Source organism: Andreprevotia lacus DSM 23236 (assembly GCF_900176275.1).
In the GTDB taxonomy this organism is placed as follows: Bacteria; Pseudomonadota; Gammaproteobacteria; order Burkholderiales; family Chitinibacteraceae; genus Andreprevotia; species Andreprevotia lacus.
This window is the reverse complement of record NZ_FWXD01000022.1, coordinates 50094-68150: the sequence shown is the minus strand read 5'-3', so window position 1 is coordinate 68150 and position 18057 is coordinate 50094. Positions and strand designations below refer to the sequence as shown.

The window sequence follows — 18057 nt, the reverse complement described above, 5'->3', positions numbered from 1 at the left end:
CTGCCTTCCTTGCGGGCGCCGATATCAGCCATTGAGCAGCTCCGCTTCAGGGATGCCGAGGGTCTGGCTGATGTTTTGCAGTGCAGCCTGATAGGCGGCAACGGCCTCCTTGTCGCTCATGCAGGCTTCCAGTGTGGTGATGGCGGCTTCACCCTTGGTGACGGCAAGCCGCCAGGTGAGCATGAGGCGACGTTGTTCGGTATCAATCAACACGGTGTCGATGTACATCGGCAGGTTTTGAATCTCGTCGTTGTCGTAACGGGCGAAGGCATAGACCTCGTGTCCAGGCAGGGTGAGGCGCAAGCCGCCTTCCGGGGTGAGATGGGTGAGCTGCAGCACTTCGTTGCCTTTGAGCCGGGGGCATTGCTGATCGCTGGCGGCGGCATTCCAGTAGGCGAAGTCAAAGTCCTGCGGCAACGGGGCTTCACTGCGGATGAACGCCTGATCGACCGTGCCGAGCAGGTTGCGGCGTGGCAGCCAGACCTTTTGCACGACGTCGAGGCTGGCGGTCTTGGGAGCCGCTGCATCTGCCACCTGGACTGCGCCTTGGGCGACTTGCCAGAACTGGTCTGCCGTAAAGGGCTGGTTGGGGTATTCGATCAGCGGCGCAGGTAGTTGTCTGGGACGAGTAGCCTTGAGAAACCAGTGGGTGACGAAGCCACGGCCGACGTGGTTGGCATCCCATTGCGCGTGGGCGAGCAGCGGGTTTTCTCCGGTGGCCTGGTGGTGTTCCTTGAGGCGCTGGTACTCGACATTAGGCACGTAGTGCCGCTTGGGTACCTTGCGCGGGCTGGCGTCACCGATATGCACCTTGGCCTGGCCGCCAAAGGCATATTCAGCCGTGAGCGCGATGGGGCTGACGCGTGCAGCTTCAGTCAACCGCCATGGGTTGGGTTTGAGCAGTCCGAATGAGCCAAGGCGTAGCAGGCTTTGCAGGGCCCGCACTGGCCAGAGTTTGCGCTTGAGCCAGCGTTCACCATGAACGCGCAGGGTCTTGTCGAGCAGGACTTCGCTGCGCGGTGGCGTGGCCCTGGCTTGGGCAACCGCACGCTCCCATTGCACCAGCTCGGTGGGCGTGAGGCCAAAGAGTGCATTGGCCGGTTCCGGGCGTGGCGGGATCGGCACGGGCTGTTCTGGCCGTCGAACCACCAGGCGCACATCGAAGTGCGTGCTGCGTATGCCACTGGGTGGGTGGGCGCGGCCGGTTACCAGTACGTCGCAACGTGGTTTGAAGTGGCAGTAGTCGCTTTCTGCGGCAACAGCCGATTCGTTGAGCGGGCCGGTGTATTGATCACGCTCCAGCAAGGGCTGTTGTTCGTCGTCGAAAGACAGCGCGCCATCGGCATCGAAGCGATAGGTCTGTTTCAGCGCGAGCACGTGGAAAGGCTGGCCGTCCGGGGTCAGCCCTTCAAAAGCCACTGCTGGAAATGGCGTGTGATTGAGAAATTCCATCTCACACCGTCCGTCAGGGGTTGATGTCCACGTCCTTGCCGATCAACGTCATCGGCCCGGACCCTTCCACCAGAATCTTGACGCCCTTGAGTGTGATGTTGCCGTCGCTATCCATGATGAAGCTGGACTTGCCCACCTTGAGTTCGAACTTGTCACCGGCAGTGATGGAGAGGGTTTTGCCGACCACGACGGTTTTGTTCAGGCCAACTTCTTCGAACTGCGCCAGGCCGACACCGGTATTCATGGCACCGCCAACGGTGATGGCGTAGCCAGCTCCCACGCTGAGCGCTTTGGCGATGGCCACTGTTTCGGCCTTGTTCTTGCCGACGGTGACGGTCTGGTTGTCGCCCACGGTGAGCGCTTGATTGGCGCCAATCGAGATCGTCTCGTTACTGCCAACGGTTTCAGTCCGGTTGACGCCGATGGTGATGGTTTCGTTGTTGTCGACCGTCTCGGTACGGTCGTGCTTCACGTGCACGGTTTCATCGTGGCCGATGGTCTTGCTGCGGTCGTGGCCGACGCTGTGTGATTCGTCGTTCTCGACTTCGATGCGCTGGTCTTTTTCAGCATGTAACCAGACTTCTTCTGCGCCCTTCTTGTCTTCGAAGCGCAAGATGTTGGCATTGTCCGGGCCACCACCGGGGCTGGAGCGACTATAGAGGCCGCTTTGCGTTTTGCTGCTGGCGTTGCCAAACGGGGTGGGCTGTTCTTCGTTGTAAACCCGGCCAGTGATGATGGGACGGTCCGGATCACCTTCGATGAAGGAGACCAATACCTCCTGGCCAATACGCGGAATTGAGGTGGCACCGTAGCTCTGTCCGGCCCACGCGCTGGAGACACGCACCCAGCAGCCTGATTGTTCGTTGTTGGGGCCGTAGCGATCCCAGTGGAACTGGATCTTCACGCGGCCCTTTTCGTCGCAGTAGATTTCCTCACCGGCCGGGCCGACCACGCGGGCGGTCTGTGTACCCTGCACATAGGGCTTGGGGGTGTTGCGCTCGGGGCGGAATGGGGTCTTGCTGGGAATGACGGTGACCTGGCATTGGCGCTGGGCCATGCCGGTGCCGGTCGATTCGTAAGTGTTTTCTTCCAGCAGCAGGTGTTCGCTGGTGACCAGGTATTGCTGGTTCTGATCCTGGCGCGGGAAGTCGATCAGGCTGAACAGCTGACCGGTGCACAGCCCTTCAATCGGGCCGGAACCACTGGCGGTCTGGTAGCGTGCCTGTGCGGCTTCCACCCGCATATCGGCAAAGTGCTGGCCGCGATCCGGTGCGTAGTATTCGCTGGGCCACAGGTAGATGTCGTGCTGGGCCTGGCCGTGCGGGCGCGATTCGGTGGCGGTTTGCTGCAGCTTGGCCGAGGGGCGGAAGTAGTCGTAGTCGTTGACGATGAACTTGGTGCTTTCCACCTGCTTGCCGCAGCGCCAAGCGGCAAAGTGCTCGTCGTCCACGCGCATGCCGCCGTCGCTGGCACCCACTTCGTAGGGAATCACTTCGTAATCCGGGCGCGGCTTGTGCGCCGGCAGGCCATCGGCCAGCACCAGTACGTGCTGGTCGGCCTTGTGTTCGAAGTAGAAGTAGATGCCCTCCTGCTCCAGCAGACGCATGATGAAGTTGGCATCGGTCTCGCCGGCCTGCACGCAGTAGCGGCGCTGCGGGTAGCTTTGCGTGGTGCGGTCTTCAAAGCGCGCGATGCCGTGATCGCCAAACACCTTCTTCACGATATCCAGCGTGCTGAGCTTCTGGAAAATCTTCCAGTCTGCGGTGCGGGTGAGAAACCAGAACCAGGGGCGCAGTTCAGCTTCGTAGCGGTAGTGCTGCCCTTCCTTGCCCACCAGCGCCATGCTGGCCACGTACTGGTTGACGTAGCGCACGCCGCCCTTGGGCAGATCGATCTCCAGCGTGGCGGGATGGCCAACCAGATCATCCAGCGGCAGATCGGGGCTGGGTGACAAGGCCACCAGCTGATAGCCACCGATGGTGCTGAGGGCTTCACCGCCGCTCAGGCTACGGAAGAACAGGCTGGTATCGGGCAGCGATGTGTGCAGACGCAGGGCGCGTTGATCGAACATGGGATGTGATGGGCTTCTGTTGGGTGTACTGGCTGAAACGGGGTAATTGATCCGGGCCACTTGCTTGCGTTAGCAATGGCTTATTTTTTTATTTCTCGCCTGTTCGAGCAAGATTATAGACAGCTTTTTGGAGGCGCGATTGTCATGTAACTGCGCAGCAACGACCACCCGTAACCGATGAGCGGCAACTTGCCGGGGGTAGTCGGGGGAGGCAGGTGTGAGATATGCCACAGGTAGGCATCGGAACCATCCGATCAAAACCACTCGGCAGGCTTGTTCTTCCGCTACTGAGGGGAAATGCGCATAATCGCCGCATTTCTTTCTTTGCTCGACATCATGGGCAATGTGAATCCATTGGGAAGCGTAAGCAATCCCGGATGGCTGGACAAGGGCACCACCACGCTCACCCGCAGCCGGTCCCCTGATCCGGTTGGCAGTAGCAACTCCACGCTGGATGAAGCCAAGCAGTACGCACAGCGTGCGCTGGACAGTTTGCGCAGGGCGTCCAACTGGGTGGACCGCAACAAGGTGATTGTCGAACTGCTCGGCCCGCAGTCGTTCACTGCCGGCGTCGGCTGCGGCATGCTCAAGGGTGTGGCCGAAGGCGTCTATGAATTGGGCAAGCTGTTCACGATGCTGGCGCTGGCGGAATACTACGAAATGCGCCATTCGCCGGATTTCTGGGTGCGCATGCGTGCCAGGATCACCTTGGCAACCAGCCCACTCGGGACCCTGCCACTGCTGGCGGGGCAGATTTTTGACCTCGATGCGTTGTGCGCTGCAGCCTACCAGGAGCGCCAGCAGTTGTTCGACAGCGTGAAAGCGCTGGTTTCCCAGCCCGAACTGCTGGGCAAGGTGATCAAGCAAGGTACCGCCGACAAGTTCAATGCCTACATGGCCTATATGCAACGCGGTGACTTGTCGGGCAAGTTTCAGGGTGGTGTGTTGTTTGGTGGGGTGCTGCTGGATATCTTGCTGGTCATCGATGGCGTTACGGCGGTGGCCAAGGCCGCTGTAGCGATACCACGCCTGATGCGTGCAGTGAACGATCTGGCTCGCCTGGGGATGCGTGCTGGCCGGGGCGCAGATGAAGCGACTGCAGCAGCTGCGGCCATGGTTGCCACACCGCCCAAGGTACCTCCTGCGCCGAAGATGCCACAAGCCGGCCTCCCGCCCCCCAAAGTGCCGCCTAAAGCGCCTGACCCCGTTCCGGTTGATCGTTCTTTGCTACCGGGCGGAGACAAGTTTATCGGGCCGGTCACTCCGGTCGACAAAGCCAGAATCTGGCAGGGTGAAGGTGCCTATCCAGGCGTCGATGACTACTCGTTGGTGACGTTGCCCAAAGGCACGAAGGTTGTTGGCTCGGTGCCAGGGCAGTCGCCCTACTACACCACGCTGGAGGGCTTTGCTGGTACTGATGGCACTGCGGCCGACTTCTACAAGCAACTTCAGATCGGCCCCAACCTGAGCAACCCGGCCTACCCGCCGTACCGCAGCGGCGTTACCATCTACGAGGTCACTGCCGAATCTGCGCCAGCCGCATCGGGCATTTCCTTGGCGAACCCGCAATTCGGGCCAGGTGGGGCGCCCCAGCTGTTCATCCCGGATTACCAAGGCACGCTGACACCGCTTTACTCCATTCCGTTCAAGGCTCCCTGACATGACACCTTTTTTTGATATTGCACGCGGGGAGATTCACCTCAAGCAAGGCCTGAGCCTTCGTGCGGGACTGACTTCTCAGCAACTGGCCCAAGCAGGCTTGGCATTTATCCGTGAATTCGACATGCAAACCGGTTGGTGCTTCAAGACTGCTTCAGCACATACCCAGTCGGGTCAAGCCATCCAGCTTTCGCTCGGTTTCGAGCACGATCATCTGAAGCGATTGAGCTTCGGATTTGTGAACGACCCTAGTCTGGATGGCAACGCCCTGCACAAAGCCCACGTCGATTTCCTGGTGCACGAACTGGGTACTCCTAATAGCCAGAACGACCGCCAGTCAATTTATCGGTTTGTGTGGGGAGAAATTACGGCAGAACAAGACCCGCGTGGTGGGGGCAGCTATGTGATAGTTAGCTGGGCATAACTTATTAAATTGAAAACCTTTACAAAAATCAAAAACACCAACAAATATGATTATTCTAAAGAAAAGCATTGGCCGTCTGATGATATCCATCGAATGGCCCACAAAAAAAGAAAAAGACAAAACACATCTACACGGAAGACAAAGCCTTCTCTTCATCATTAATGCGTATTATGCAAAACACTGCCTTCAACACATACACCCAACAAAGAACATATACAGTATTTTTATTTTTCTATTTGGAATTCCATTGCTTTACCTACTAAAGTACTTCAATTTCAGCAATCAAGAAATCAAGGACCACATAGTTCTCATTTTGATTTTTGAAGTACTCACTTTACTCAGTTTCTTTGGGCTAATCGCCACCGGAGACAGAATTGACCTAAAAAATCTGAAGAAGAAATATCCTACAGTCACTTCCAAAGCAGAGGCCAAATCCATATTCATTCGTAAGCTATCAACGACATTTGGCTACGAAGCATTGGCAAAAGCTACAGATGATCTTCTGACTCTAGCAGAAAGCAGAAAAGAAAAAACATCCATAAAGAAATACATTATCAACGACTCATCAAAAAATAGAATAAACACACTAATTCTATTTTGCTTTGGTGCCTTCGTAACAATTTACGCAAAGAGCGACATCACGCTCGATGAAATCTTTAGCCGCCTAGAGAAAAACACTTTCAAATTCGAAATAGTTGGATTAGCCGCAATGATATTTGCGTTAGTTCTTTCCTGGATAGCCAGCACACTTCTTTCCGGGGTAGGAAGAATTATTCTCAGGTGCGACCTAAAGAAACGAGCAATATTTGATTTCGTCATTCGAGAATTCAAAACTGATTTGATCGTGTACGGGCAATCCACACAGATGACAAAACAAAACCCCAAAAAACCATCAATTAAAAATAAGTCAACCCGCAACCATCGATCGTCTACCCTAAATCACAAACCGCCCAGAACTGCCTTGACAAAGGCGTTAAGAAAAAGAAAATAATTTCGCTTCACTTAACCAATTAATTAACTTATATAAAAGCGCCTAAATAGGTGCTTTTATATTCAGCTTCAATTCTTGAGCGTATCCAGCTCTCCGCCATTGGCGAGAAAGTCAAGCACCCACTGCGGTTTACGGCCACGACCCGTCCAAGTCTGGCTGGCATCCGCCGGATTCTTGTATTGGGCCGTGCCCACTACTTTAGGCTTGCCGCCCTTTGCTACTGGAGCAGCGCCAAGCAACTCATGCAGATCAAAGCCACGCTCTTGAGCCAACTGACGCAGAGCCACCAAGGTAGCGTGTTTTTCTGTGACCTGCTTGTTTGCGATTCGTGTGCTCACTTCTTTTTGCAGCTCATAGAGTTGCGGCAGCGTGTATTGGGAAAGATCAGCCATATTGGTTTCCTCTTGGGTGGGTATCCGTAGCATGTGGATCATGACCTAAGCAGGATAGCTGATTTTTCCTAGTACAGAAAACAAGGCATCAGAATAGATAGGCTGCATGGCGAATACAGGGAACGGAATACCGCTGGGTAAAGATCAATGCTGCTGATTGGAAAGACCTGCCACAAGTTGTGCACCAAGGGTTGACGTTGGTTTCTTTCCTGCATGCGTCGTGGTTATGAAATCAGCCCATGCCTGCATCATCGGTCTACGCTGTTCCAGCAGGTCTGTACGGTGATAGGCCGCCTCAACCTTGTTTTGTACGGTGTGAGCCAATGCGCGTTCAGCCAAATCGCGCGGATAGTTCTGCTCGCTGCACCAGTCGCGGAAGCTAGAACGGAAGCCGTGGGCTGTGGCGACGCGCCCAGCGGTGTCGCTCCGGGCATTGATCCGACGCAAGAATGCGGTCAATACCATGTCTGATAGCGGCACTTGCTTGCGTGGAGACGGGAACACCAGTTCGTCATGTTGACCCTCTTGTCCGCGCAGAATATCAAGCGCTTGGCACGATAGCGGCACACGATGCTGGATGCCGGCTTTCATGCGTTCAGCCGGCACTGTCCAGATCGCGACCGCGAAATCAACCTCTGCCCAAGTCATGCCACGCACTTCGCCAGATCGACTGGCAGTGAGGATCAGGAACTCCAGCATGACTCTGGTCACGTCGAGGCGGTTGTCCGAACCAAGATGTGCAGCAACAAAATCGGGGATTTCACGCCATGGCATGGCCGGCTGATGCTGGGTGCGAATGGCTTTGCCCGGTTGCTGCGGCAACAGGTGATCAACCACATCGACTGGATTTGCTGTGCAGTAGCGGTGTGCCCACCCCCATGACATGACCGCATGAATGCGCTGCTTTACACGGCCAGCTGTTTCGGGCTTTTCCAGCCAGATGGGGCGCAGCACATCCGCAATGTGGCGCGGTTCAATCTGATCAAGCGGTAGCTCAGCCAATACCGGGAAGGCATATTGCGTCAGCGTATTGATCCACTGCTGGCCGTGCTTGGCATTCTTCCAGCCTGGCAACAACTCTGCATGAAGCCGCTCGGCCGCCTCTTTGAAAGTCGGCATCTGCGGTTTGGCCGCTTCACTGGCTTTGGCCTCCAACGGATCGATGCCGGCGGCTAGCTGCTCACGCATTGCCAGTGCGATCTTGGCCGCTTCGGCAATCCCGACTTCCGGGTAGGCACCCAAGCCTGCATTACGGCGCTTGTGCGTGAGCGGGCTGACGTAGCGCAACACCCACTTGCCGCGCCCTTTGGCGACGGACGGATGAAGTGCCAAACCGGTGATCCCGCCATGCGGTAACACTGGATCATCGGGCTTGATGTTGCGGGCTTTGGCATCAGTCAGGGCAGCCATGGCATACTCCTCTAGTATGCCATTGAGTATGCCATCAACAGCTGAATGCTGCTGAACAGAGCTGGACTACTTCGCACATGCAGCCTACGCCAATCAAGCAATAGAGCCGCTCTAGTGAATTCAGCTAGCATCTATCGGACAATTAAATGGCGGTCCCTCTCTCCGCCAGACACACAAAAAAGCCCTTGATGTTCAAGGGCTTTTTTCTTTTCCGCCATTCATACCCACATTTATACCCACGTTCAGATTCTCGTTTGGTGGGCTCAGCCCACTGCATTCAAGCGAGCAACGTCTTCTTCAAGCTTCAGAGCCACGCTTTTAGTCGAGATTCATCAAGAATCTGCACGTCACCGCCGCATACCCGGATCAATTGCAGATCGACCAGCTGGTGCAGTTGTCTCGACAACGTTTCCGGTGTCAATCCAAGCTTGGAGGCAACGACATGTTTGCTGCAGACCAGGCGCACCCTGCCGTTGTCCATCGGTTGCGCCAGCAGATAGCTGATCACCCGTTGCATGGCGTTCTGCAGATTGATGGCCTCGATATCCCTGAGCATGGCATCAACGTGCATGGACAGGCTTACCAACATGCGGCGGGCAAACGACGGGTCGCTATCTATCGTTCTTTCGATCTCCGCCCTGGCGATCCGGATCAGCAGGCTGTCTTCCAGCGCTTGTGCCTCGACGAGATAAGGCAGGCCCAGAAACATGCCTGCCTCGCCAAAAGACTGGCCGGCTTCGCACAGCTCGACCACCTTGGCCTGCCCCTGCCCGGAAGGAATGGAGAGCTTGATGCGGCCCACGGCAACCACATACAGCCCGCTGGCGCTGTCGCCGCGATGAAAAACGAACTGGTTGCGATCAAACCGGCATTGCTCGCAGCTGTGCGCCAGCTGCTCAAGCTGGCGCTCGGCAAGGTTCTTGAACAGGGGCAGCTGCTGCAGCAAGCCCCGTATATCCAGCGTACGGGCCATGGTACTTTCCATAAAACGGGTAGCATCATGCTATGCGTGGTGCCGCCGCCGCGACATCCGCCTGAGTGCCTAGCTCTTGTGGACAGGCCATGCTCATCGCATGGCAAAACACTGAAACAGCTGGCCAAGCCGGCTTGCAGTCGCTGCGGACAAGGGCATGGCGGCTGGGCCCGAAGGCCCGGCGCGGTGCAGCTGCACCGCATAGTTGCGCACACCCTGCCGGGCCAGCGTGGTGGCCAGCGCCAGTAAATCGACCTCACCCTGCCATTGCGGGCTCCAGGTGGTGCGGCATTCGAATTCGCCGCCGTGTTCAAGCAGGGCCTGCAAGCTTTGCATGGCGGGCACGTGGCTGCCGCTGCGTCCGGTCAAGGCGTCGTATCCGTCCACACCGTGCTTGATGTCCAGTCCCACCCAATCGAGCAATGGCAGCAGAGCACGCAAGCGCTGCGGGTAAATGCCGGCCGTATGCAGCCCCACCTGAAAGCCTGCGCTGCGGGCCTCGTTCACCATCGCGGGCAGTTGCGCCTCGCTCAGCGGCTCGCCACCCGAGAACACCACGCCATCGAGCAAGCCCTGCCGGCTGTGCAACCAGTCCATGACCGCCGGCCAGCTGTACACAGCGTGCCGTTGCTGCAGATGCGGGTTGTGGCAATAGCCGCAGCGCCACGGGCAGCCGGCAATGAAGATCACCGCGGCCAACTTGCCCGGCCAGTCCACGCCGGAAAACGGCACCAGCCCAGCCAGCGCCGGCGCCCCCGGCCCGGCATTGCCGGGCGACGGCAACTGATCGCGCGGAGACTGCAGGTGCTCAGCGCTTCGACCGTTCAACAAAGAAGCAGCGCTCATTGAATTCGCCTTGCTTGCCCTTGTTGAACGACGTAACCGGGCGGTGATAGCCCATCACGCGGGTCCAGACTTCGCAGCGCGTGCGTTGCGCATTGTCGAGCTGGCGGGTTTGCGGTTTTTCGGCTGTGACAGTGTTCATGGTGTGCTCCTTGGTCGGGGTTGGAGAACCCGGCCAGACCGGGTTCGTGATACGGCGTATGGATTGCGGTGGATGGCGGGGTTCATGTGCAGCAGGTATCGGGCTGGGCCAGCAACTCGGCATCGCAGATCGGGCAATACTCGTGCTGCCCGCGCAGATAGCCGTGCCTGGGGCAGATCGAGAAGGTCGGCGTGACCGTCAGATAAGGCAGGCGGAAGCGCGTCAAGGCGCGCCGCACCAGCGTCTTGCACGCGTCGCTGCTCGATATGGCTTCATTCATGTACAGGTGCAGCACCGTGCCGCCGGTGTATTTGCTTTGCAATGCCTCTTGCATGGCCAGCGCGTGAAACGGGTCATCGGTATAGCCCACCGGCAGTTGCGAGCTGTTGGTGTAGTACGGCTGCTCGGGCGTGCCTGCCTGCAGGATGTCCGGCCAGCGCTTGCGGTCCTCGCGTGCAAAGCGGTAGGTGGTGCCCTCGGCCGGCGTGGCCTCCAGGTTGTAGAGGTGGCCGGTTTCCTGCTGGAAGGCGGCAATGCGCGAGCGCACGTGGTCGAGCAAGCGCAAGGCCAGCGCATGACCGGCCTCGGTGGTGATGTCGTCTTCATCCTGGCTGAAGTTGCGGATCATCTCGTTGATGCCGTTCACGCCCAGGGTGCTGAAGTGATTGCGCAGGCTGCCCAGATAGCGTTTGGTATACGGGTACAGCCCTTGGTCGATATAGCGCTGCACTACCTTGCGCTTGGTTTCCAGCACATCGCGCCCCAGCGCCAGCTGGTGATCCAGCGCGGCCAGCAGGCCGGCTTCGTCCTGCCGGTGCAAATAACCCAGGCGCGCGCAGTTCACCGTCACCACACCGATCGAGCCGGTCTGCTCGGCCGAGCCGAACAGGCCATTGCCGCGCTTGAGCAGCTCGCGCAGGTCAAGCTGCAGCCGGCAACACATCGAGCGCACCATGTGCGGCTGCAAGTCGGAATTGATGAAGTTCTGGAAGTACGGCAGGCCGTACTTGGCCGTCATGTCGAACAGCGGCGTGCAGTTGGGGTGATCCCAATCGAAATCCGCCGTGATGTTGTAGGTGGGAATGGGGAAGGTGAAGGCGCGGCCATGCGCATCGCCCTCCATCATCACCTCGATATAGGCGCGGTTGATCAGGTCCATTTCCGCCTGCAGCTCGCCATAGCTGAACGGCATTTCCTCGCCGCCGACATAGGGGATCTGTCCGGCCAGATCGGCCGGGCACACCCAGTCGAAGGTGAGGTTGGTGAACGGCGTTTGCGTGCCCCAGCGGCTGGGTACGTTCAGGTTGTAGATCAGCTCCTGCATGGCCTGCTTGATGGCGGCATAGTCCATGCCATCGCGGCGCACAAAGGGTGCCATATAGGTATCGAAGGAGCTGAAAGCCTGCGCGCCGGCCCATTCGTTCTGCAGGGTGCCAAGGAAATTGACGATCTGGCCGATGGCGGCCGACATGTGGCGTGGCGGCGATGCCTCCACCTTGCCCGGCACGCCGTTGAAGCCCTCATGCAGCAACTGGCGCAGCGACCAGCCGGCGCAATAGCCGGACAGCATGTCCAGATCATGGATGTGCAGGTCGCCATCACGGTGCGCCTGCCCGGCCTCGGGGCTGTAGACGTGCGACAGCCAGTAGTTGGCGGTGACCTTGCCGGCCACGTTGAGGATGAGCCCGCCCAGGCTGTAGCCCTGGTTGGCATTGGCATTGACTCGCCAGTCGCGCTGGTCCAGGTATTCCTCCATCGCGTGCTCGACATCAACCAGCGTGCGGCGCACATCGCGCAGCTTGGCATGCTGTTCGCGGTAGACGATATAGGCACGCGCCGTGGGCCAGTAACCGGCGGCCACCAGCGTGCCCTCAACCCGGTTCTGTATCGCCTCGATGCCGGGGCAAGGCTGGTCTGCCAGCGCGGCGACTACCTGCCCGGCCAGCCGGGCGGCTTCATCCGCGCCGAACTCGCCGCTTGCCCTGCCCGCTGCCGCGATTGCCGCAGCAATCTTGCCGCTGTCGAACACGGCCGTGCCACCATCCCGCTTGATGACCCATCGCCCGTCCATAAACACTCCATATGGTGATTTATAAATAACAAAACCACTATATATTGTGTAAAAGCGCAAAGGACAGCACCATCAGCCCATCTCTTGACGTGGATCAATTCTGCGGCTGCCCCCCGGCCGGATCAGCCTGCTCCCATTCCTGCCAGTCATCACCCCAGAACTCCACTGGATGCTGTGTCCGGCTGGAACCGTTGCCGCAAGCCAGCGAATCGGCCGGGCAATAGCGATCACATCCCCAGCAGATACGCTCTGGATGTTTGGGATGGGCAGGGAATTTTTTGGCCATGTCAGCTCGCCGAGCGTTAGCCGGGCTTGCCGTCACTGCGGGGGCGCCAGTAAACGGGCAGGATGCGCGCTACCCACGCCAGCATGATCAACGCCCATAGCAGCGCCAGCCACTGCAATTGCGTGGCAGCGCCACCCTGTATGGCCAGTGCCAGCCGGAGCAAGGAAATCAGGTGCAGCGACAGGTAAATGGCCCAGTAGCCCTGGTCGGCAAGCAGATTGCGGCCGCTGTGCCCCAACGTCACCCGCGTGACGAAGGCCACCAGTGTGGTCGAAAAGAAACCCAGGCCGAGCGCATGTGCCGGCGCCGCACCGGCAGGAATGGCGCCGGCGCCATGCGCGGCCAGCACGCCCAGCGTCAGTGCCAGCCACAGGAAGCTCAGGTGCAGCATGGCCAGCAGCCGGTTATTCAGTACATCGAGCAGCCCCCAGCGCAGGCTGGTCAGCGCCAGCAGTACCGCCAAGCCCCCTGCCACCCAGGCCAGCAGCCGGCCGTCATCGAAGATCTTGAGCACCACCATGACCATGCAGCAGGCCAGCCACGTGTCGAGCAACCAGTTGGGGTGCCAACGCCCATGCATGGGCACCGCCATCTGCGTGAACACGGGCAGCATGCGGTGCAGCACGATCAGGAACACGGGCAGCAAAAAGCCCCAGAGCGCGACATCCCGGGCCATGGCCCAATATTGCAGGTTGCCACACCACGCCCACCCAGCAAACAGCCCCTGCGCGATCAGGCCAGCCATCATGGCCAGCAGCAACTGCACCGCATGGTGCTTGTCGCTGCTCTGTCCCCGGCGCACACAGCCATACCAGCGCCACCCGGCCAGCAGCCAGCTCGCCTGCATGAGCACACACCCAAGTAATGCAATACGTGGCGCCACGGCAAAGCCGTACAGGCAAAGCCAGATGCCGGCCAGATAAGCCAGCGCAAGCGGCGCATGGCCGGGGCCGGTTTCGGGGGCCAGCAGCCAGCGCGGCCCGGCAGTGAACATGAAACCCAGCATGAACAGCGGAAACACGCCCAGTGGCGTCAGTACGGCATGCACCATCCAGGCCGGCGCCGTTGACGGCAGCGGCACGCTCAGGCCCAGTGCCCACCACAGCACCATGCTGAGCAGTGCCAGCGCGCCACAGGCGAAATAAATACGATGCGGCACCCGGCACAGCCGCTGCCACGATGTCGGCCCGACCGCCTGCGGCATCATGCGGCACCACGGCGCGCTTGCATGCGCTGCCCTATCTGCGCCAGCACCTCGGGGGCAAGCCTGGCCGCGGCCGGGTAAAGCAGCGCCTCCTCATCGGCAGCATGGGCCGGGTAAGCCCGTGCGAACTCGCTCAAGGCATTTGGTGCAGGCAGCACCTGCCCTGCCACAACCGCCAGCAACCAGGACCGTACCGCCTGCCACAGTGCGGCCAGCGCTACGTGTTCGGCTTCGATGCGGGACAGCGCCGCATGCAGCTGCGCATCATCCAGGGCGCGCAAGGCCGGGAACAGGTCTTCCTCCTCGTCGGCGTGGTGCAGCGGCGCAGCGATGTCGAAATAACGCAGTATCTGCTCCGCTGCACCCGCTGCCTGCCCATCTGCGCCGTGTTCGGCCAGATGCGTCTCCAGCTTCAAGCCCAGCGCGGCAAAACGACGCACCTTGTCGTGGCACGCGGTCAGCATGCCTACCGGTTCATCAAAACGGGGAAAGGATGCGTCATCCGATGGCCACATGGCTGGCTCTCCTGCAAGGCAATCGCATCAAACGCCACGCAAAACCCGTCGCTCGATGCCGGAATGCCAGTGTGCCGGCACCCGCGCACGGGCCGCCATAGTTCACACGAACTAATCCCTCTGCCTCGCCCTGCCCCCTCCGCTGGCGAATGGCGACATGCCAGCAGGGTTTTTAAGCTTGTCTACCAGAAGCAATGACAGGAGGAGCAGTCATCATGAGCAAGCAAGCGTCGCATATCCCGCCCGGGGCCATCAGCGTGCTGGTCTCCAGCACCTTCGCCTTCACCATCTGCTTTGCCGTGTGGATGATGTTTGCGGTACTGGGCATTCCGATCAAGACCAGTCTCGGCCTGAGCGAAACAGAGTTCGGCCTGCTGGCCGCCATGCCGGTACTGACCGGCTCACTGGTGCGGGTGCCGCTGGGCATCTGGACCGACCGCTTTGGCGGGCGCATCGTGCTGTTCGTGCTGATGCTGTCCACCGTAGCGCCCATCTGGTTGATGAGCCATGCCACGGCCTACTGGCACTTTCTGGTGCTGGCACTGTTCGTCGGTCTGGCCGGCGGCGCGTTCTCGGTTGGCACCCCCTACGTGGCGCGCTGGTTTCCACGGGAGCGGCAAGGGCTGGCCATGGGCATTTTCGGCGCAGGCAATTCGGGTTCGGCGCTCACCAAGTTCGTCGCCCCCGCGCTGATCGTTGCCGCTGGCGGCAGCTGGACCATCGTACCCAAGGTCTACGCGGTGGCCATGCTGGTGACCGCCATCCTGTTCTGGGTGGGTTCGCGCAGCAAGCCTGAGCATCTGGTCTCGCGCAGCGTCACCCTGCGCGAGCAACTGGCAATGCTGCGTGATCCGCGCGTATGGCGCTACTGCCAGTATTACTCGGTGGTCTTCGGCGGCTATGTCGCGCTGGCACTGTGGATGACCAAGTACTACATCGGCGAATACGGCTTCGACATGAAGACCGCCGCGCTGCTGGCGGCCTGCTTCTCGCTGCCCGGCGGCGTGCTGCGCGCACTGGGCGGCTGGATTTCCGACCGCTACGGCGCCTACAAGACCACCTGGTGGGTGATGTGGGTGTGCTGGGTGGCATTCTTCCTGCTCAGCTACCCGCAAACCCGGTTCAGCATCCTCACCGTCGGCGGCCCGCAGGATTTCCACATCGGGCTGACCGCACTGCCGTTCACCTTGCTGCTGTTCGTCGTCGGCATCGCCATGGCCGTGGGCAAGGCATCGGTTTTCAAATTCATTTCCAACGACTTCCCCGACCACATCGGTGCGGTGTCGGGCATGGTCGGGCTGGCCGGCGGCCTCGGGGGCTTCGTGCTGCCCATCCTGTTCGGCGCACTGCTTGACCTGACGGGTGTGCGTTCCAGCTGCTTCATGCTGCTGTACGGCACCGTCTGCGTATCGCTGGTGTGGATGCACTTCAGTTTCCGTGCGGAAAGCGTTGCGCTGGGCGAACAGGTGCTTGCCCAGCACGCAGCACGCCCCGCCCAACAATGACCCAGTTTTCTCATCTCAGGAGTACATCATGTCTACGCACGTTCTAAAGCGCTGGGAACCGGAAAACACCGAGTTCTGGCAAAGCTATGGCGAGTGGGTTGCCTACCGCAACCTGTGGATCTCCATCCCGGCGCTGATGCTGGCCTTCGGCTTGTGGATGCTCTGGTCGGTGGTTGTGGTCAATCTGGACAAGGCCGGTTTCCAGTTTTCCAAGGATCAGCTGTTCTGGCTGACCGCGCTGCCGGCGCTCTCGGGCGCCACGCTGCGGATTTTCTACTCGTTTCTGGTGCCGATTTTCGGCGGCCGCAAATGGACGGTGATTTCCACTGCCAGCCTGTTGATCCCTACCCTGGGCATGGCCTTTGCGCTACGTGACCCCAGCACCAGCTATCCGACCTTGCTGGTGCTCGCGCTGCTGTGCGGGCTGGGCGGCGGCAATTTCAGCTCGTCGATGGCCAACATCAGCTTCTTTTTTCCCAAGGCCAAGAAGGGACTGGCCACCGGGCTGAATGCCGGCATCGGCAACCTGGGCGTCAGTGCCGTGCAGTTCATCATTCCGCTGGTGATCTCGGCCGGCCTGTTTGGCGCACTGGCTGGCGATGGCCATGTTTACGTCAAGGAAGGCGTGCAAAAAACCGTCTGGCTGCAGAATGCCGGCTGGTTCGGCGTACCGCTGGTGCTGGTTGCCACGCTGGCGGCCTGGTTCGGCATGAACGACATTGCCGGCGCCAAATCGTCGTTCATCGAGCAGGCGGTCATATTCCGCCGCCGCCACAACTGGCTGATGTGCTGGCTCTACCTGGGCACTTTCGGTTCTTTCATCGGTTTTTCCGCCGGCCTGGCATTGCTGACCAAATCGCAGTTCCCCGGCGTCAATCCGACGGCCTATGCCTTCCTCGGCCCGCTGGTTGGTGCGCTGACCCGTCCGGTCGGTGGCTGGATTTCCGACAAGCTTGGCGGTGCCCGTGTCACGCTGCTGACCTTTGCCGCCATGATAGGCGCCGTGTTCGGCGTGATGCATTACCTGCCCGGCAACGGCAACCCCGGCAGCTTTCAGGGCTTTCTGGCCATGTTCATCATGCTGTTCGCGCTGACCGGCATCGGCAACGGCTCGACCTTCCGCATGATCCCGGTGATCTTCATGACCGAGCGCCAGCGCGCAGCCGGCAGCAGCGAGACCGCACAGAAGCAGGCATTGGTGGACGGCAACCGCGAAGCCGCCGCCGTACTGGGCTTTGCCGGGGCCATGGGTGCCTATGGCGGCTTCTTCATTCCCAAGAGCTTTGGCACCTCGCTGGCCTATACCGGCAGCCTGAACGCGGCGCTGTATTGCTTCATCGTGTTCTACCTGAGCTGCCTGGCCGTCACCTGGTGGTTCTATGCCCGCAAGGGTGCGGACATGCCCTGCTGAGCGCCTGCAATGCCTTTCGGCCGCTTATCGGTGGATGACCGGCATCAAACGCCCGGCAAAGCCGGGCGCTGACCGGCTTTTGAAGGTGAAGCAGCGGCGCTCCCTGTTTGATTCCACGCCCCCGCCCTCGCCGCCGCGAGGGGGCCTCGCTGCGCTCGCCAGTGGTGCGATGGAGCTTTGTGGATCAAGCATCCACGCTCATGCCAGCCTCAGCGCGCCTGCCATGCCCTTCAGCCGCTTATCCGTGGATGACCGGCATCAAAAGCCCGGTAATGCCGGGCTTTCTTTCATTCAACACACTCCGCCGGATGAACTACCCCTAGGGCCTGTTAACACTTATTTCACGCTTGCGTTCGGGGTAGTTCGGGATGGAGCGCAAGGCGCAGAACGCGCCGCGGTACGGGTAGCGCAAGCGGTTTGCAACGCAGCGAACCGCCCGAAATACCCCGAACCCGCAGGGCTGGGCCGCAAAGAGGCCATCTACGGCGTTACGCGCCTTGGCAATAACCGGTTATTGCCTGCGTTGCGTGCCTTGTAGCTGACCTCTTTGCGGCCCAGCGCAAGCGCGAAATAAGTGTTAACAGGCCCTAGTCCTTCCGGACTAGTCCCACTGCCTTGCCTACCCCCTCCCTCCGATGAATGGGCCAGCGCTGCGCAAAATCCTAAAGTGGCATCGTCAATGCAGGAGTCCGGCTGCGCACCGCAGCC

General features: G+C 59.8%; 16 protein-coding genes. 5 read left to right on the top strand and 11 right to left on the bottom strand.

Annotated features, from left to right (window positions below; translation table 11 throughout):
• Positions 1-24: 24 nt before the first annotated feature.
• Together B9A19_RS16380 and B9A19_RS16375 are read right to left on the bottom strand one after the other, a co-directional pair.
• A complete protein-coding gene (locus B9A19_RS16380) occupies positions 25-1452 on the bottom strand; it encodes a DUF2169 family type VI secretion system accessory protein (RefSeq protein ID WP_084092160.1) in 1428 nt (475 codons plus the stop codon).
• A gap of 13 nt (positions 1453-1465) precedes the next feature.
• A complete protein-coding gene (locus B9A19_RS16375) occupies positions 1466-3523 on the bottom strand; it encodes a type VI secretion system Vgr family protein (RefSeq protein WP_084092158.1) in 2058 nt (685 codons plus the stop codon).
• Positions 3524-3820: 297 nt separating this feature from the next.
• Here B9A19_RS16375 and B9A19_RS16370 point away from each other — a divergent pair, with 297 nt between their 5' ends.
• From B9A19_RS16370 to B9A19_RS16360, 3 genes are read left to right on the top strand one after another with little or no spacing between them, the layout of a single operon-like run.
• Complete coding sequence (locus B9A19_RS16370; protein WP_139798914.1) at positions 3821-5182, top strand: hypothetical protein; 1362 nt, start codon at positions 3821-3823, stop codon at positions 5180-5182.
• 1 nt (position 5183) lies between these two features.
• Positions 5184-5606: a hypothetical protein gene (locus B9A19_RS16365; RefSeq protein WP_084092154.1), complete on the top strand. Its 423-nt coding sequence runs from the start codon at positions 5184-5186 to the stop codon at positions 5604-5606.
• 46 nt (positions 5607-5652) lie between these two features.
• Positions 5653-6597 (top strand): hypothetical protein, encoded by a 945-nt coding sequence (locus tag B9A19_RS16360; protein WP_084092152.1) that lies wholly within the window; start codon positions 5653-5655, stop codon positions 6595-6597.
• Between the two features lie 68 nt (positions 6598-6665).
• Here the strand turns inward: B9A19_RS16360 and B9A19_RS16355 are convergent, their stop codons facing one another.
• The 9 genes from B9A19_RS16355 to B9A19_RS16320 form a co-directional block, all read right to left on the bottom strand.
• Positions 6666-6989 carry an H-NS histone family protein gene (locus B9A19_RS16355; RefSeq protein WP_176216977.1) on the bottom strand — a complete coding sequence of 108 codons (324 nt, stop codon included), beginning with the start codon at positions 6987-6989 and terminating at the stop codon, positions 6666-6668.
• A gap of 144 nt (positions 6990-7133) precedes the next feature.
• Positions 7134-8399 (bottom strand): tyrosine-type recombinase/integrase, encoded by a 1266-nt coding sequence (locus tag B9A19_RS16350; RefSeq protein WP_084092148.1) that lies wholly within the window; start codon positions 8397-8399, stop codon positions 7134-7136.
• Between the two features lie 304 nt (positions 8400-8703).
• The gene (locus B9A19_RS16345) at positions 8704-9372 is read right to left on the bottom strand and encodes a Crp/Fnr family transcriptional regulator (protein ID WP_084092146.1); all 669 of its coding nucleotides are present in this window, start codon (positions 9370-9372) and stop codon (positions 8704-8706) included.
• Between the two features lie 93 nt (positions 9373-9465).
• Positions 9466-10218, bottom strand: coding sequence for an anaerobic ribonucleoside-triphosphate reductase activating protein (locus B9A19_RS16340; protein ID WP_084092144.1), 753 nt, complete (start codon positions 10216-10218; stop codon positions 9466-9468).
• Positions 10181-10357, bottom strand: coding sequence for an anaerobic ribonucleoside-triphosphate reductase (gene nrdD / locus B9A19_RS22235; protein WP_139798913.1), 177 nt, complete (start codon positions 10355-10357; stop codon positions 10181-10183). Before nrdD ends, B9A19_RS16340 begins: the two co-directional genes overlap by 38 nt.
• Positions 10358-10439: 82 nt before the next feature.
• On the bottom strand, positions 10440-12428 hold the full coding sequence (locus B9A19_RS16335) for a ribonucleoside triphosphate reductase (RefSeq protein WP_084092142.1): 1989 nt from the start codon (positions 12426-12428) through the stop codon (positions 10440-10442).
• A 94-nt stretch (positions 12429-12522) separates the two neighbouring features.
• Positions 12523-12714, bottom strand: a complete 192-nt coding sequence (locus B9A19_RS16330) for a DUF3079 domain-containing protein (protein WP_084092140.1) — start codon at positions 12712-12714, stop codon at positions 12523-12525.
• Between the two features lie 16 nt (positions 12715-12730).
• Positions 12731-13921, bottom strand: coding sequence for an NnrS family protein (locus B9A19_RS16325; protein ID WP_084092138.1), 1191 nt, complete (start codon positions 13919-13921; stop codon positions 12731-12733).
• Entirely contained in the window at positions 13918-14433 is a 516-nt protein-coding gene (locus B9A19_RS16320) for a hemerythrin domain-containing protein (RefSeq protein WP_084092136.1), read from the bottom strand. Before B9A19_RS16320 ends, B9A19_RS16325 begins: the two co-directional genes overlap by 4 nt.
• A gap of 215 nt (positions 14434-14648) precedes the next feature.
• Here B9A19_RS16320 and B9A19_RS16315 point away from each other — a divergent pair, with 215 nt between their 5' ends.
• Positions 14649-15938: an MFS transporter gene (locus B9A19_RS16315; RefSeq protein ID WP_084092134.1), complete on the top strand. Its 1290-nt coding sequence runs from the start codon at positions 14649-14651 to the stop codon at positions 15936-15938.
• 28 nt (positions 15939-15966) lie between these two features.
• Positions 15967-17349, top strand: a complete 1383-nt coding sequence (locus tag B9A19_RS16310; RefSeq protein ID WP_084092132.1) for a NarK family nitrate/nitrite MFS transporter — start codon at positions 15967-15969, stop codon at positions 17347-17349.
• The last annotated feature ends 708 nt before the right edge of the window (positions 17350-18057 follow it).